This is a genomic window from Psychrobacter piscatorii (assembly GCF_043641605.1).
GTDB lineage: Bacteria > Pseudomonadota > Gammaproteobacteria > Pseudomonadales > Moraxellaceae > Psychrobacter > Psychrobacter piscatorii_C.
The window spans coordinates 99,722-114,760 of record NZ_JBHZRK010000005.1 but is presented as its reverse complement, the minus strand read 5'-3'; the positions used below and the strand labels follow the sequence as shown (position 1 = coordinate 114,760).

14 protein-coding genes are annotated in these 15,039 nt (G+C 43.9%); 7 read left to right on the top strand and 7 right to left on the bottom strand.

The genetic code is table 11. The features are described 5' to 3' along the window. Positions 1-128: 128 nt before the first annotated feature. The gene (locus ACHUET_RS06540) at positions 129-386 is read right to left on the bottom strand and encodes a SlyX family protein (RefSeq protein ID WP_394211594.1); all 258 of its coding nucleotides are present in this window, start codon (positions 384-386) and stop codon (positions 129-131) included. Between the two features lie 240 nt (positions 387-626). On the opposite strand from ACHUET_RS06540, the gene ACHUET_RS06535 reads away from it, so the two are divergent. From ACHUET_RS06535 to ACHUET_RS06510, 6 genes are all read left to right on the top strand, one after another. Beyond that, complete coding sequence (locus tag ACHUET_RS06535) at positions 627-2,570, top strand: ATP-binding cassette domain-containing protein (RefSeq protein WP_394211592.1); 1,944 nt, start codon at positions 627-629, stop codon at positions 2,568-2,570. 522 nt (positions 2,571-3,092) lie between these two features. After that, positions 3,093-3,677, top strand: coding sequence for a ubiquinol-cytochrome c reductase iron-sulfur subunit (gene petA, locus ACHUET_RS06530; RefSeq protein WP_394211590.1), 585 nt, complete (start codon positions 3,093-3,095; stop codon positions 3,675-3,677). A 22-nt stretch (positions 3,678-3,699) separates the two neighbouring features. After that, a complete protein-coding gene (locus tag ACHUET_RS06525; RefSeq protein ID WP_179798892.1) occupies positions 3,700-4,905 on the top strand; it encodes a cytochrome b in 1,206 nt (401 codons plus the stop codon). Continuing rightward, positions 4,905-5,618 carry a cytochrome c1 gene (locus tag ACHUET_RS06520; RefSeq protein ID WP_101205476.1) on the top strand — a complete coding sequence of 238 codons (714 nt, stop codon included), beginning with the start codon at positions 4,905-4,907 and terminating at the stop codon, positions 5,616-5,618. The genes ACHUET_RS06525 and ACHUET_RS06520 overlap by 1 nt, the downstream gene beginning before the upstream one ends. A 195-nt stretch (positions 5,619-5,813) precedes the next feature. Continuing rightward, positions 5,814-6,428 carry a glutathione S-transferase N-terminal domain-containing protein gene (locus ACHUET_RS06515; protein ID WP_394211588.1) on the top strand — a complete coding sequence of 205 codons (615 nt, stop codon included), beginning with the start codon at positions 5,814-5,816 and terminating at the stop codon, positions 6,426-6,428. Positions 6,429-6,560: 132 nt separating this feature from the next. Then, positions 6,561-6,998 carry a ClpXP protease specificity-enhancing factor gene (locus ACHUET_RS06510; RefSeq protein ID WP_394211586.1) on the top strand — a complete coding sequence of 146 codons (438 nt, stop codon included), beginning with the start codon at positions 6,561-6,563 and terminating at the stop codon, positions 6,996-6,998. Positions 6,999-7,102: 104 nt separating this feature from the next. On the opposite strand, the gene dcd is transcribed toward ACHUET_RS06510, so the two are convergent. From dcd to ACHUET_RS06480, 6 genes are all read right to left on the bottom strand, one after another. Then, on the bottom strand, positions 7,103-7,678 hold the full coding sequence (gene dcd, locus ACHUET_RS06505; RefSeq protein WP_058024138.1) for a dCTP deaminase: 576 nt from the start codon (positions 7,676-7,678) through the stop codon (positions 7,103-7,105). A 142-nt stretch (positions 7,679-7,820) separates the two neighbouring features. Continuing rightward, on the bottom strand, positions 7,821-9,053 hold the full coding sequence (apbC, locus tag ACHUET_RS06500; protein WP_394211584.1) for an iron-sulfur cluster carrier protein ApbC: 1,233 nt from the start codon (positions 9,051-9,053) through the stop codon (positions 7,821-7,823). 196 nt (positions 9,054-9,249) lie between these two features. Further along, entirely contained in the window at positions 9,250-10,050 is an 801-nt protein-coding gene (locus ACHUET_RS06495; protein WP_394211582.1) for a 3-hydroxybutyrate dehydrogenase, read from the bottom strand. A gap of 42 nt (positions 10,051-10,092) precedes the next feature. After that, complete coding sequence (locus ACHUET_RS06490) at positions 10,093-10,722, bottom strand: 3-oxoacid CoA-transferase subunit B (protein ID WP_394211580.1); 630 nt, start codon at positions 10,720-10,722, stop codon at positions 10,093-10,095. A 109-nt stretch (positions 10,723-10,831) separates the two neighbouring features. Continuing rightward, positions 10,832-11,545, bottom strand: a complete 714-nt coding sequence (locus ACHUET_RS06485) for a CoA transferase subunit A (RefSeq protein ID WP_394211578.1) — start codon at positions 11,543-11,545, stop codon at positions 10,832-10,834. 138 nt (positions 11,546-11,683) lie between these two features. Next, the gene (locus ACHUET_RS06480; protein ID WP_394211577.1) at positions 11,684-13,024 is read right to left on the bottom strand and encodes a short-chain fatty acid transporter; all 1,341 of its coding nucleotides are present in this window, start codon (positions 13,022-13,024) and stop codon (positions 11,684-11,686) included. A 397-nt stretch (positions 13,025-13,421) separates the two neighbouring features. Between ACHUET_RS06480 and ACHUET_RS06475 the strand changes: the two genes are divergently transcribed. After that, positions 13,422-14,837, top strand: a complete 1,416-nt coding sequence (locus ACHUET_RS06475; RefSeq protein WP_394211575.1) for a GntP family permease — start codon at positions 13,422-13,424, stop codon at positions 14,835-14,837. Positions 14,838-15,039: the final 202 nt, after the last annotated feature.

Genomic DNA, 15,039 nt, shown 5'->3' with positions numbered 1-15,039 from the left:
AACACTAAAACAACTGCCAAAATACATTATTTCCATATTATGACTATTAAGTCACCACAAGGTATCTTTATCTAAAAATACACATATTGCGATCATTCACTACTGATTATCTTATTTGCTGTTATTTTTTAATAATGTGGTGGTCTATCCGCCATCACATCAAATGGGGCAATACCACTCTCTGGGTCTTGATTTTCTATTTGCTTATAAATCAGCTGTAGCTGACGTTGTAATGTCTGAATATCTTTGTCTTGACGTGCAATCACCTCATCAAGTCTCTCTACTGTGATCTCAAGATGCGCTACGTTCATTTGCAGATCAATTACTTGGGTTTGTAAGTCATCTTGTATGCTCGCAGCAGCATCTTTGTTATTGGATCGATTCATATTTTTCTCTAAAGTATCGTAAATATAAGGCTGAAAGGTTTAGTAAGTAAAATAGGTGGCAAAACCTAGGTGACATTGTTAAATCCATCATGCTAATCAAAAAATAGCTACTATGAATAAAAGCTATAAATAGTACTGATAAAACTATTTACCCGCACTACAGTTGCGCGGTGGCATGTTATACTGCTGGCAATTTTGCAACAACCCCTACCTCACTATTATATAAGCTTAAGATACTCTATGGCACTGATTCATTTAAAAGATATTCACTTAGCGTTTGGCGTCGCGCCTGTTCTTGATGGTATTGATTTTTCTATCAATTCAGGCGAGCGTGTGTGTTTGATTGGCCGCAATGGCGAAGGTAAATCTACCTTGTTCAAACTGATTAATGGCTCATTACAGCCTGACAGTGGCGAGATTATTACCAACAGTAGCATGCGTGTGGCGATGCTAGAACAAGACGTTCCTGAAACCAGTGGTCGCATCTTAGACATCGTCATGGGTGGTAGTCGCCGCACGGCTGACTTGCTGATTAACTATAACAAGCAAGTGGATATGTGCGCCAATGGTGATATGGATGCCTGTGAACATATGGCGACCCTACAGCATGATATCGATGCGGTACATGGTTGGGATTTAGAACGTGATGCCATGCGTCTGATTACAACGATGGGACTTGATCCAGAAGATGATTTGTCATCACTCTCTGGTGGTCGTAAGCGCCGCGTACTACTTGCTCGTGCGTTAGTTACCAAGCCTGATGTGCTCTTACTCGATGAGCCAACCAACCATTTGGACGTTGAAAGTATCGAATGGCTAGAGCGCTTTTTGCTCGACTGGCAAGGTTTGACGTTGTTGTTCGTGACTCATGACAGAGCATTCGTGAATAAATTATCAACTCGTATCATCGAGCTTGATCGTGGTCAATTGACCAGCTACGACGTAACCCAAGGCGAAGGTGGCTACGCCCGCTACCAAGAGCTAAAAGAACTACAATTACAGGCTGAAGAAAAGAACAACGCCAATTTTGATAAAAAACTGGCGCAAGAAGAAGTGTGGATTCGCCAAGGTATCAAAGCTCGCCGTACCCGTAATGAGGGCCGCGTCCGTGAACTAAAAGCATTGCGTGAAGAGCGCAGCGAACGCCGTGAGCAAGTGGGTAATGTAAACATCACGATGGGTCAAGGCGAAAAAAGCGGCAAGCTTGTCTGTAAAGTCAAAAACTTACATCTTGAATACGATGGCAATGTATTGGTTGATAATTTTACGACCACTATAATGCGTGGCGACAAAATCGGTATTGTCGGCCCTAACGGTGCTGGTAAAACCACCCTCATCAAAGCATTACTCGATATGTCTGATGATGAAGTCACCAAGACTGGTCATGTTGAATTAGGCACTAACCTAAAGATTGCCTTTTTCGACCAGCTGCGTGATCAGTTAGATCTAGAAGCAAGCGTGGCGCAAAACGTCTCAGAAGGTTCTGACTTTGTCGAAGTTGGCGGTCGCAAGACACATATCATGAGCTATTTGCAAGACTTCTTATTTGCCCCAGAGCGTGCACGTACGCCTGTTAAAGCCTTATCAGGTGGTGAGCGTAACCGTGTGTTACTTGCCAAGCAGTTATTGAAACCTGCCAATATTTTGGTACTCGATGAGCCAACCAACGACTTGGATATGGCGACACTTGAGCTATTAGAAGAGTCAGTCGCTAGCTTTGGTGGTACGATTTTGCTGATCAGCCATGACCGATCATTCATGGATAACGTCGTTACCTCTACTTGGGTATTTGGCGAAGATGAAGATGGCAAAGGAGTGGTCAGCGAATATGTTGGTGGCTACCAAGAGTATTTGGTGCAAAAAACCCGAGAAGAAGAAGCACGTGCCGCAAGAGCACCTTCCAATAATGCGGTCAGCAAAAAAGCAGCAAACAAATCTGGCGCAGATACCAAGCCTAAAAAAGCAGCCAAAAAGCTGAACTATAATGAGCAGCGTGAATTGGATAACTTACCAAAAGAAATCGCAGCACTCGAAGCCGAACAAACTCAACTACAAGAAAAATTGGCTGATGGCTCTTGGTTTAATACCGACTTTGATGCAGCGACAGCCGCAAGTGAGCGGTTATTAACAATCGAAGATGAAATGATGAGTAAGCTTGAGCGTTGGAGCGAGCTTGAAGGCTAGTATTGGCAATACTCTAGCTAAGTTTATTGGAATAACGCATATATACCTTGCATTGCGTATTTCGATAAACAAGTTTCTGATAGTCTGATAAAGCATTATTAATTATTCTGAAAGCATCACCACTTTATTATATAGAGTGGTGATATTTGTTTTACAGAAACTTACACAACAGTTAGATAGTGAAAGTTAGTGAACATTCCCTTAATTTCAAGTATCATTCGCTATTGCTGAAAATCCTTATTAATTATAAGGTCATGACGTTTACAATCCCTATGAAAGCAAAGTTAGCGTTAAACATTGATAATCCGACTATTTTGGTCTGATTGTCATATTCAACCTCCTAATATGTCCTATTAAGGTTGCTTTATTTTTAACGCAATAATTTATTTTATCACCGAAATAGCTTAGAATAGTAACAATTAGCAAAATTAGGCACAGCTAAAGTGGCTTGATATTGTATATTTTCTAAGCCACAAACCCAGTGTGGGATAATCCCATTTCATTCACCTGGAGGAAGTATTAATGAGCCAAGCCGAAGGCGTTAATGTACAACGCCGTAGAGTTCTTATTGCCTCAACTGCCGCGATTGGTGCAGCTGGGGTAGCTGCCGTGGCGACACCTTTTGTCCGTTCTTGGTACCCAAGCGCTAAAGCTGAGGCTGCAGGGGCTGCAGTAACCCAAGATATCGGTGCTATCGAAGCAGGACAAATGATCGTCGTCAAATACCGTGGCAAACCTATTTATGTGGTTAAGCGTACTGAAGACATGATCGCAGGACTTGAGTCAGTCAAACCATTATTGTCTGATCCTGACTCTACTGCATCAGTACAACCTGAATACTGTACCAATCCTACTCGCTCTTTAGATCCAACCGTATTGGTTGTCGAAGGCGTTTGTACACATTTAGGCTGTGCACCAAACTACCGTCCTGATGTTGGCGCAGCTGACTTGGGCGGCAATGACTGGTATGGCGGGTTTTTCTGTCCGTGCCACGGGTCAAAATATGACTTAGCAGGTCGCGTCTTTAGTGGCGTTCCTGCACCGCTGAATCTACCCATCCCAGAATATGGTATGGATGGTACCATCTTGACGGTTGGGGAGGCTTAATATGAGTATGGGTAAAAAGTTAATGCATTGGGTGGACGCGCGCTTTCCTGCGACCGAAACCTATGAATACCATATGTCAAAGTACTACGCACCAAAAAACTTTAACTTTTGGTACTTCTTTGGTGTGCTATCAATGATTGTATTGGTCAACCAATTGGTGACTGGTATATGGCTGACGATGATGTACAACCCAAGTGCCGAAGGGGCATTTGCATCTGTTGAATATATCATGCGTGACGTCAAAGGTGGCTGGCTCATCCGCTATATGCACTCGACTGGGGCCTCTGCGTTCTTCGTCGTTGTCTATCTGCATATGTTCCGTGCCTTGCTATACGGTTCATACCAAAAACCTCGTGAGCTTATCTGGCTCATCGGTATGGGTATTTACCTAGCATTGATGGCAGAAGGTTTCTTTGGATACTTGCTACCTTGGGGTAACATGTCATTCTGGGGTGCTCAGGTTATTTTGAACCTTCCTGCAGCGTTACCTGTGATTGGTGATGGCCTTGCTGAATGGGTACGTGGCGACTATATCATCTCAGGTATCACGCTAAACCGTTTCTTTGCTCTACACGTTGTTGCTATTCCATTAGTGCTAGTGGGTCTAGTATTCATGCACATTGTGGCACTGCACCATGTGGGTTCGAACAACCCTGATGGTATCGACATCAAGAAGCTAAAAGATAAAAATGGTGTGCCATTAGACGGTATCGAATTCCATCCGTACTACACTGTGCATGACATGGTTGGTATCGTAGTATTCTTTATCTGTTTCTTTGCAGTGGTATTCTTCTTCCCAGAAGGCGGCGGTTTCTTCCTTGAACCACCAAACTTTGAGACAGCGAACTCACTGAAAACACCAGCACATATTGCACCAGTATGGTACTACACGCCGTTCTACGCTATTTTACGTGCGGTTCCTGACAAGCTTGGTGGTGTTATCGCGATGGGTGGTGCGATTGCCGTACTGTTCTTGATCCCATGGCTTGATAGGTCTCCTGTGCGCTCTATACGTTACAAAGGTATATTATCTAAGATTGCGCTGACCGTCTTTGCTATTAGCTTTGTTGTATTGGGCTACTTGGGTGCGACGCCTGCTACACCAACGGCAACCATCATGGCTCGTGTATTCACGATTCTATATTTCTTGTTCTTCTTACTGATGCCTTTCTACACTGCGATTGAGAAGTGTAAACAGCCACCAGAACGCGTTACCGGAGGTCACTAATGAACACGCTAATTAAATCCCTAGCTGGTCTAGGCTTAGGCGCGGCATTAACCTTGACTGCTGGTACGGCAATGGCTTCAGGCAGTGGCTGCGGTACATTCACCAATGCAGATGGCGTTGATGAACACCTGGCTTGTAGTACAGCTCCTATTGATTTTACCAATAAGGGCTCACTACAAAACGGCGCGAAGATCTTTATGAACTACTGTGCTGGGTGTCACTCAGCCAAGTACGTTCGTCATTCGCGTATTGCCAAAGATTTAGAGATACCGCCTGAGTTGGTTGAAAAGTATTTGATGGTTACTACCGATCAAATCGGTGACCACATTACTGCTGAAATCGATCCTGAGATTCAAGCATCTTGGTTTGGCGCAGCGCCTCCTGATTTATCACTTGAGACACGTCTACGTGGTGATGACTGGGTATATACTTACCTACTATCGTTTTACGAAGATCCAAGCCGTCCTTGGGGCGCGAACAACTTAGTACTGGCCAATGCAGCGATGCCTCACGTATTGCATAACATGCAAGAAGAGTTGAGCCAAGAAGAGTTTGAATCTGAAGTTGGTGACTTGGTTAACTTTATGGCGTGGATGGGTGAACCTGCTCGCCACGACCGTCAAGTAATTGGTTTCTTTGTAATTCTATTCTTATTAGTACTGCTCATCCCAGTTTACTTATTGAATAAAGAATTCTGGAAAGATGTCAAATAAGTCATAGTTAGCAGACCGTTCTTAGAATTAAAAAAGGCACTACTTCGGTAGTGCTTTTTTGTGCCTTGATATAGAGCATAAACACTAGAGAAGCCAGAAAATAAGCCGCTCAGCGCTAATGTTTACGTACACTACCTTGATAAACGTTGCGAGTTTGTTTACGATGACAACCTTCACTCTTAACATTAGGCTTTCATGATTGATGCGAATGACATTCCAAGTAGTCAGCTAATTTTGTATGCTGATGACGGCTACGACAGTCATGTGGTACGCCTATTACTTGAAGAAAAAAAGCTCGCTTACTATTTGTCTCGTCTGCATTCTGAGCGCCCTGAAGATTTGACTGAGCTAAACCCCTATCATACCTTGCCTGTATTGCAGCAGCGTGAGATTGCGCTTTATGAGGTTAACGTCATTTTTGAGTATCTTGAAGAGCGTTATCACACAAATAAATTGCTCCCTGAGACACCGCAAGAACGTGCACAGTTTCGCCAATTGGCTTGGCGCATTCAGCGTGATTGGTTAGTACTTGGCAAGCGCTTGCTGACACATCCAGATAGCTTTAATAAAGCACAGGCTGCCGTTGCCAAAAAACAGCTTAGTGATTCGTTGATTACTCTGTCACCGCTGTTTGCTCATAAGCCTTATTTTATGGCTGATGAGTTTGGCTGGTGTGACGTGTTATTAGCACCACTATTATGGCGATTAGATGAAATGGGTATTGAGCTGCCACGTGCTATCAGCCGTCCATTGTTTGAATATCAAACGAGAGTGTTTGAGCGTAGTAGCTTCCAAAAAAGCTTACGTTGATTAGACAAGTATAAGAAGCTGCCTTAGAATAAGTACCAATATAACAGAAATTGACTTGCACTTATTGTGCGATAATTTGCTAAATAAAATATCTTTTCATTATTGAACATCATTAGTATAGGAAATCATTAGATGAGCGAAACCACCTCTATTATACCTACCCGTCCTTATATGGTACGTGCACTATATCAATGGATAGAAGACAACGCCTTGACGCCTTATCTGATGGTCGATGCTACTGCTGATAACGTACAGATACCAACCGAGCATGTGCAAGATGGTCGTATCGTACTAAATATCGCCAGCCGTGCTACAGGCAATATGAGTATGGAAAATGACTACATACATTTTAGTGCGCGTTTTGGTGGCGTCTCACAAGAAATTTGGGTGCCACTTACTGCAGTCATGGGCATTTATGCTAAAGAAAATTCGCAAGGAATGTTCTTTGATCCAAAAGAATATGATAACTATGTACCAGAAGACGACGACGCACCGATTGCTAGCAAAAAACCTGCTACTGCACCTAAACCGAAGCGTGATAACAAAGCAGGTTTAAAAGTTTTAAAATAATTAGAGATTCACACTCATTACTTCTCACATAATAAAAAAGCCAGTCATGTTTATTATGACTGGCTTTTTATTGTCTGCTCAAAGACTTGATACTTTATCTTTGACTAAGTTCTTGGCAAGGTCACGCCGCGTTGACCTTGATATTTACCGCCGCGATCTTTGTAGCTGGTCTCACACACATCATCGGCATCGCTTTGGAAAAACAACATCTGTGCCACGCCTTCACCCGCATAAATACGCGCAGGAAGATTAGTAGTATTACTGAACTCAAGAGTTACATGCCCTTCCCACTCAGGCTCAAGCGGCGTTACGTTGACGATAATACCGCAACGCGCGTAAGTCGACTTGCCTAGGCAAATAGTCAGTACGTCGCGTGGAATACGGAAATACTCCATGGTACGTGCTAAGGCGAATGAGTTTGGTGGAATAATGCACTCATCACCGACGATATCGATAAAGCTTTTATCATCGAAGTTTTTAGGATCAACAACAACTGAATGTACGTTGGTGAATACCTTAAATTCAGGCGCACAGCGCACATCATAACCATAGCTTGAGGTGCCGTAGCTAACCAAACGCTCGCCTGCATCATTGAAGCGCACTTGACCTGGCTCGTATGGCTCAATCATGCCATGCTCTTCGGCCATTTTACGAATCCAGCGGTCAGACTTGATAGACATTATTATTCCTTAGCAAATATTTAATAGCAACGATTATACGGAATTGATGGCTCAATTTATAGGGTCGCAATGACTTAAAAATTTACGACCTTATAAAATATTTTTCTGCATAAACGCATTTTTTAACCAAGTGTTTCAGGCATTAAAAAATACGCTTATCATCGACAGGTTTGGCAAATTTATTGATATTGGTTTCGATATTTTTGGCAATGTCTAGATAATACTGTGCAAATTCATCATCAGCCAATACACTTGGCTCGCCTTTATCGACTTGGGCGCGGATACCACTGGCGAGCGGTAGCTGTCCTAATAGCGGCACATGATACTGCTCAGCGATAATCTCACCGCCGCCCGTACCAAAGATGGCTTCGGTATGATTACAGTTGCTACACGTATGTAGCGCCATGTTTTCAACCACGCCAAGCACAGGAATATTAGTCTTGTTAAACATCTCAACGCCTTTTTGCGCATCGAGTAGCGCAACATGCTGCGGCGTCGTGACAATGACAGCGCCTGTCACTGGAATACGCTGTGCCAATGTCAGCTGTATATCGCCCGTACCTGGCGGCATATCAATCACTAAGTAATCGAGCTTTGGCCAGTTGGTTTGATTATAGAGCTGCATCAGCGCACCCGTCGCCTTCGGCCCACGCCACGCAACTGGTGTGTTCTCCCCATCAAGCAAGCTACCGATAGAGAGCATCGCGATACCATGCGCATCCACTGGCACGAACTGCTCATTTTCTAATTGCGGCTTTACATCGGCAACGCCTAGCATGGTTGGCATGCTAGGGCCATAAATATCTGCGTCGAGCACACCAACACGATTGCCCAGCTTCTGTAATGCCAGGGCGATGTTCACAGTCGTCGTTGATTTGCCAACGCCGCCCTTACCTGATGCCACAACAATAATATGACGGATACGAGGATGCGCAGCTAATGAAGATTGTGTTGGAGCAGCTTTGGTAATTGGCGGCTCGGCGTTGGCGTTACTGGCATTACTCGCGTTGTTATTAGCGCCAGATGAAGGCTGGGATTCCATCGCATTGGTTGTCTTTGGCATCTGCTTTGGTAAGCTTGCACTAGCTCCTTTTGCTGGCGCAGGCAGACGCACGTTCATATGAATCGTGGTAATGCCATGAGGATGCAGCAACTGTCCAAGCTCTTGTTGGACAGCTTCAGGGTTGCTGTCTTGTGGCAGGCGTAAGTCTAATGTCAGCGCCTCGCCGTCACGCTCAAGACCTGTGACCATCGTCGCAATACTGACTGTTCCTATCTCATACCCAAGCAATACTTTGTCAACGGCACTATCACGTTCTGCTTGCTGCTGCGGTGTTTCGGTTTTGGTGGTTTTTTTCTTCATAAAGTTGAACATAGCTATTATTATTGCCTATACAAGTGGATGGGTTTGGCACATGGCTTAATTCATATCATCTCATATTGAGCAAACAATAAAACCAGTGATCATTTTAGCCAAACCTTCTATCGTGACAGTGTAGCTGAATTGGACGCATAAAAAAACCACAACGCCAGTAGGTCTGACGTTGTGGTATATGCAAGTTGTATATATATTAATTCATAAACCAACCATGACTGGCAACGATAGATTGTCCTGTAAACACATTACTTGGAAACGCCGCTAAGAATAGTGCCAACTGGGCAATATCCTCTACCGTCGTAAACTCTTTATCGACAGTATTTACTAGCATAATGTCATTAACGACAGATTCTTCACTAATACCTTTCTCGCTTGCCTGCTGCGGGATTTGTTTTTCGACCAAAGGCGTTTTGACAAATCCTGGACATATCACATGCGAGCGCACATTATGCTCAGCACCTTCTTTGGCCAATACGCGGCACAGTCCTAGCAGACCATGCTTGGCAGTGACATAAGGCGCTTTATAAAGCGATGCTTCATGCGAGTGTACTGAACCCATATAAATGACCGTGCCACCTTTATCGTCTTTATACATGTGCTGTACCGCAGCTTTGGTCGTCAAAAATGCCCCGTCTAAATGAATGGCGAGCATTTTTTTCCAGTCGTCAAACGCCATTTTATGGATAGGATCAATAATCTGGATACCAGCATTAGACACCAAAATATCAATACCACCAAAGGTATCAACCAATTTCTGTACACCTTCGTTTACCGCATCTTTAGAGGTCACATCCATCGCAATCGCGAGAGCACGCCCGCCATCTGCTTCAATGGCATCAACCGTTTGCTGTGCCGCTTCAAGGTCGATATCAGCAATACCAACCGCAGCGCCTGCTTTTGCATAAGTCTCAGCGATATCACGACCGATACCACTTGCAGAGCCAGTGACCAATGCTACTTTGCCTGTCAAGTCCTGCTGTAATTGGGTGGCCATATAGGTTCCTTATTATGATCTATAGATATTAGGAGATAAATTCTATTGAGCAATGCTGACTGGCGTTTTTTCTTGTAACTCGTCAAAGCTAACACCATCTGCTAATTCAACCAGTTTTAGACCATTATCAGTAACATCTAATACGGCAAGCTCAGTGATGATACGATCGACCACGCCCTTGCCCGTCAATGGTAGCTCACAGTTGGCTAAAATTTTTGGATCGCCATGCTTATTGACTTGCTCCATCAATACAATCACACGCTGTACGCCTGCGACCAAATCCATCGCACCGCCCATGCCTTTGACCATTTTTTTGGGAATCATCCAGTTAGCAAGGTCACCTTGTTCTGAGACTTCCATTGCGCCTAATATCGCCAAGTTGACATGACCACCGCGAATCATCGAAAAGGACTCTGAGCTGCTAAAATAACTGGCACCCGCTTCTGCGGTCACGGTTTGCTTACCCGCATTAATCAAGTCCGCATCGACGTTTTCTGCTGTAGGAAACTCACCAATACCCAGCAAGCCGTTCTCTGATTGTAGCCATACATCCACGCCTTCTGGAATATAGTTAGCGACTAGCGTTGGTAGGCCAATGCCCAAGTTGACGTAATAGCCGTCTTGTAGCTCTTTTGCAGCGCGTTGCGCCATTTGTTCTCTTGTCCATGCCATACTGATTTCCTTATTTTTTACGATATTCTATTGTTATTTATCTGAATCGCTAATTATTTAAACGACTATCCGTCTAAAAACTGGCGATAAGTCTCAACCATGATTTTATCTAAGCGCTTTCTACCGCTTTAGTCGTGGTTTTTTCGATACGTTTTTCAGGGCTAGCATTCAATACAATACGTTGAACGAAGATACCCGGCAGATGCACTTCATCTGGATCAAATGTGCCTGTCTCGACGATTTCTTCGACTTCGACGATGGTGATTTTTCCCGCCATCGCGCAATCTGGGTTGAAATTACGAGCGGTTTTATTAAATATCAAGTTACCGGCTTTATCGGCCTTCTGTGCTTTGATGAGTGCTACATCCGCGCGCAATGAATGCTCTAATACATAAGTACGACCATCAAAATCACGCGTTTCTTTACCTTCGGCAACCAACGTGCCCACACCTGTTGCTGTGTAAAATGCAGGAATACCCGCACCACCTGAGCGTAGCTTTTCGGCCAATGTACCTTGCGGGGTTAGCTCAACTTCTAACTCGCCCGCCAAATACTGGCGCTCGAACTCTTTGTTTTCGCCCACGTATGATGAAATCATCTTCTTGATTTGGCGGGTCTGTAGTAGCAGACCCAGACCGAAATCATCGACGCCAGCGTTGTTGCTGATACAGGTCAACTCTTTAACGCCACTATCACGTAGTGCTTCGATCAACGCTTCTGGAATACCGCATAGACCAAAACCACCGATAGCGAGTGTTTGCCCATCACTGACGATGCCACTTAATGCCTCTTTGGCACTGTTATATACTTTTGATTGACTCATGCTTATCTCCTATGATTATCATTTATATTTTTTAATCCATGTAAAGCTCATACTGACTTAGTTATATCAAGTATCCATTTGATGATTACTTTTCACGCATTTTATTTTACGACTTTTATTTCTTTAAGCATTACAACTTTATACCACTAACCAAAACACGCCCATTATGACTGCGCCAGATACCGCAAGCACGATCAAGCAGTAGCCCATAATTGCTCGTGCATCCAAACCTGCGATACCCAGTAGTGGCAGAGCCCAAAACGGTTGAATCATATTGGTCCACGCGTCCCCCCATGCAATCGCCATCGCAGTGATAGCTGGATTGACACCCAGCTCAATGCCAGCCGGAATCATAACGGGGCCTTGAACAGCAAACTGTCCACCGCCCGACGGTACAAAGACGTTAACTAGGCCAGCACTTAGAAACGCAAATATCGGGAAGCTATCTGCGGAAGCGGAATTGACAAAAAACTCGGTAACTTGCGTACTGATAGAGATACCATCAGCATTAGCACCCGTCATAATTCCCATGATGCCGCCATAGAACGGGAATAACAACACAATACCTGTGATGCCACCAATGCCTGAATGTACTGCCCGATAATAGCGCTCTAGCGTGCCATGCGATAACAAACCAATGAATAAAAATAGCCCAATCACGATATTTAACCCTAAATTAAAACCGTTATTGCCAAACTCGCTGATATAGTACATTAGTGCCAACGCCAGCAATATCACAGCGATGATACGACTGTCATCGAGCTTTTGCGCGGGTGTCTCTCTGGGAGGCGCGACGTACACTTCTTCCTTAATCAGCTTTGGATCAATCACGGTAGGATTTTTGGGGTGCATAAAGCGGTTTAGCAGCGGCAAGATAATAATGAGCAAACCCACAATCAGTAAGTTATAGCCTGCGAATACAGTCTGAGATAAAGGTACTGCTTCGGTCATCGTATTGCCAGATAGCGTCAGTAGCGTATCGCCACCCGAACTAAGCGTCAGTGGTATCGAGCCTGAGAAGCCACCATGCCAAATCACAAAACCCGAATAAGCTGCAGCAACGAGTAAAGGATAATCAACATTGGCGACTTTCTTTGCCAGTGCTTTGGCAAAAATGGCCCCGATAATCAGACCAAAACCCCAGTTTATCCACGAACCGACCAGCCCAACCAAGGTGGATACGATAATGGCAGTCGTAGGAGAATGAACTCTGCTGGCAAAATTATCCAATAAGCGTTGAATGAATGGCGCACTCGCAAACGCGTAACCTGTGACCAAAATTAGCGCCATTTGCATCGCAAAGCTATGTAATGACCACAGTCCATTGCCCCAGTGCCCTGCCATCGCAATCATATCTTGACCAGTAATAGCCAAGCCAACAACAAAGGCAATGAGCGTTAAAACAATTGAAAAGACAAACGGAGATGGTAGGTAGCGATTGACCAGCTGCACGCTCACGTTAGTGATGGCACTAAACATATTCACATTCCTTGCAAATTTGCTGTTTGTGATGAGATTTATGACCAGTTTTTATGGTTAGCGCTTATTATCAACAAACTTCCATTTGATAAGCGCGACTCATATCAAACATTATACTTTATATTTTTATTTATAATAATACATATTATATCGGTATATCATGTATAAAATACTTATGCTAACTTAACATATTATTTTCGTAGCGCCTAGTTGCTTAGTGATTAGAAAATAACCCAAGAGCACGCGAGTCAACAAAGCATTTCTTATCCTTCAATAATACCGCAACTGGATTTATGTTTAATAAAATATAATAAATAAGGTTTTTTGATTAACTTTATTGACCTACATCAATAAGCGCGCCATACTCGCTGTCTTAATTTTGCCAAGGAGGGCTATCATGTTTAGTACATTTGCGATTGTCATCACCCTATTATTACTCATGTTTTTTGCTTATCGCGGTTACTCTGTGCTGATTCTAGCACCGATTATGGCGACGCTAGCAGTCTTGTTATCAGGTGACTTCTTAAATACCATCCCCGCTTATACCGATGTCTTTATGGGCGCGTTAAGTGGATTTTTACTTAAATTCTTCCCGATATTCTTGCTAGGGGCACTGTTTGGGCGTTTGATGGCTGACTCTGGCGCGGCAACTGCCATTGCCAATACCGTCGTCGAAAAGCTCGGTGCCAGCAAAGCTATACTTGCAGTGATTTTGGTCTGTGCTATTTTGACTTATGGCGGCGTCTCGTTGTTCGTTGTGGCTTTTGCTATTTATCCAATCGCCAAAGACTTATTCAAAGCGGCAGACATTCCAAAACGTTTGATTCCAGCAGCGATTGCCCTAGGGTCATTTACGTTTACGATGACCGCATTACCGGGCACGCCAGCCATTCAAAATGCGATTCCTATCCCTTACTACAACACCAACGTATTTGCCGCGCCTATTTTGGGTATCATTGGCGGTACAATCATGTTTATCTGTGGTTGGTTGTGGCTTCAGTCACGTGCCAAAAAAGCCAATGCAGCGGGCGAAGGCTATGGTCAGCATGATGAAGAGGATGTAGGCGGCGTTGGAGCGGCGGCAAAAGAAGCTGAGGTATTAAATACTCATCATACTTCATTCACCGTTGCCATGATTCCGCTGGTATTGGTCATTGGCTTGAACGCTATATTGACCTATGTGGTATTCCCATCGATAGATTTCAGTAGCCTACAAACTCAATTCCCAGACTTGAATATTGCAGGCTCGCTTGGGTTATGGTCAATTATTATCTCATTGGTCGTTGCTTGTGTGGTGCTAATATTGCTACGTATTGGACATTGGAATAACCTACAAAAAACTATCAACCGCGGTACTTATGACTCGATGTTGCCTATTTTTAATACCGCCTCAGAAGTGGGTTACGGCGCGGTTATCGCCTCGCTTGCAGGCTTCCTTATCATTCGTGATAGTATCTTAAACCTTACCCCTGACAATCCTCTAATCTCAGAAGCCGTCGCTATGACCACGCTTGCTGGTATCACAGGTTCATCGTCTGGTGGTTTGAGTATTGCACTATCTACATTGGGTGAAGATTATCTAAGAATGGCAGTCAATGCGGGTATCGACCCTGAGCTGATGCACCGCGTAGCCGTTATGGCGGCAGGTGGTCTTGATACGCTTCCGCACAGTGGCGCTGTCATCACCTTGCTAGCGATTTGTGGTTTGACCCATAAGCAGTCTTATTTGAATTTGGCAATGGTTACGATGGTTATTCCATTGGTCGCTGTGGTTGCTGTTATCATCTTAGGTACGATGTTCGGTTCATTCTAAGATAGCTTAAATTATTTGTTATTACTAACGACTGATATCTAAGCGAATATTTAATAAACAAAAACCCACTTAGCATCATGCCTAGTGGGTTTTTTATGACTGCTTTATAACCATAAAAATACGGTGCAAGGCTATTATTTATAGTTAATAGATGCCTGCCAAATGAGAAGTAATTACCAAGGAATATCACAAAATTATCTGA

Coding starts and splice junctions, on each gene's coding strand:
- ACHUET_RS06540 (WP_394211594.1), bottom strand. CDS start 386: ATGAATCGATCCAATAACAAAGATGCTGCTGCGAGCATACAAGATGAC.
- ACHUET_RS06535 (WP_394211592.1), top strand. CDS start 627: ATGGCACTGATTCATTTAAAAGATATTCACTTAGCGTTTGGCGTCGCG.
- petA (WP_394211590.1), top strand. CDS start 3,093: ATGAGCCAAGCCGAAGGCGTTAATGTACAACGCCGTAGAGTTCTTATT.
- ACHUET_RS06525 (WP_179798892.1), top strand. CDS start 3,700: ATGCATTGGGTGGACGCGCGCTTTCCTGCGACCGAAACCTATGAATAC.
- ACHUET_RS06520 (WP_101205476.1), top strand. CDS start 4,905: ATGAACACGCTAATTAAATCCCTAGCTGGTCTAGGCTTAGGCGCGGCA.
- ACHUET_RS06515 (WP_394211588.1), top strand. CDS start 5,814: ATGATTGATGCGAATGACATTCCAAGTAGTCAGCTAATTTTGTATGCT.
- ACHUET_RS06510 (WP_394211586.1), top strand. CDS start 6,561: ATGAGCGAAACCACCTCTATTATACCTACCCGTCCTTATATGGTACGT.
- dcd (WP_058024138.1), bottom strand. CDS start 7,678: ATGTCTATCAAGTCTGACCGCTGGATTCGTAAAATGGCCGAAGAGCAT.
- apbC (WP_394211584.1), bottom strand. CDS start 9,053: ATGTTCAACTTTATGAAGAAAAAAACCACCAAAACCGAAACACCGCAG.
- ACHUET_RS06495 (WP_394211582.1), bottom strand. CDS start 10,050: ATGGCCACCCAATTACAGCAGGACTTGACAGGCAAAGTAGCATTGGTC.
- ACHUET_RS06490 (WP_394211580.1), bottom strand. CDS start 10,722: ATGGCATGGACAAGAGAACAAATGGCGCAACGCGCTGCAAAAGAGCTA.
- ACHUET_RS06485 (WP_394211578.1), bottom strand. CDS start 11,545: ATGAGTCAATCAAAAGTATATAACAGTGCCAAAGAGGCATTAAGTGGC.
- ACHUET_RS06480 (WP_394211577.1), bottom strand. CDS start 13,024: ATGTTTAGTGCCATCACTAACGTGAGCGTGCAGCTGGTCAATCGCTAC.
- ACHUET_RS06475 (WP_394211575.1), top strand. CDS start 13,422: ATGTTTAGTACATTTGCGATTGTCATCACCCTATTATTACTCATGTTT.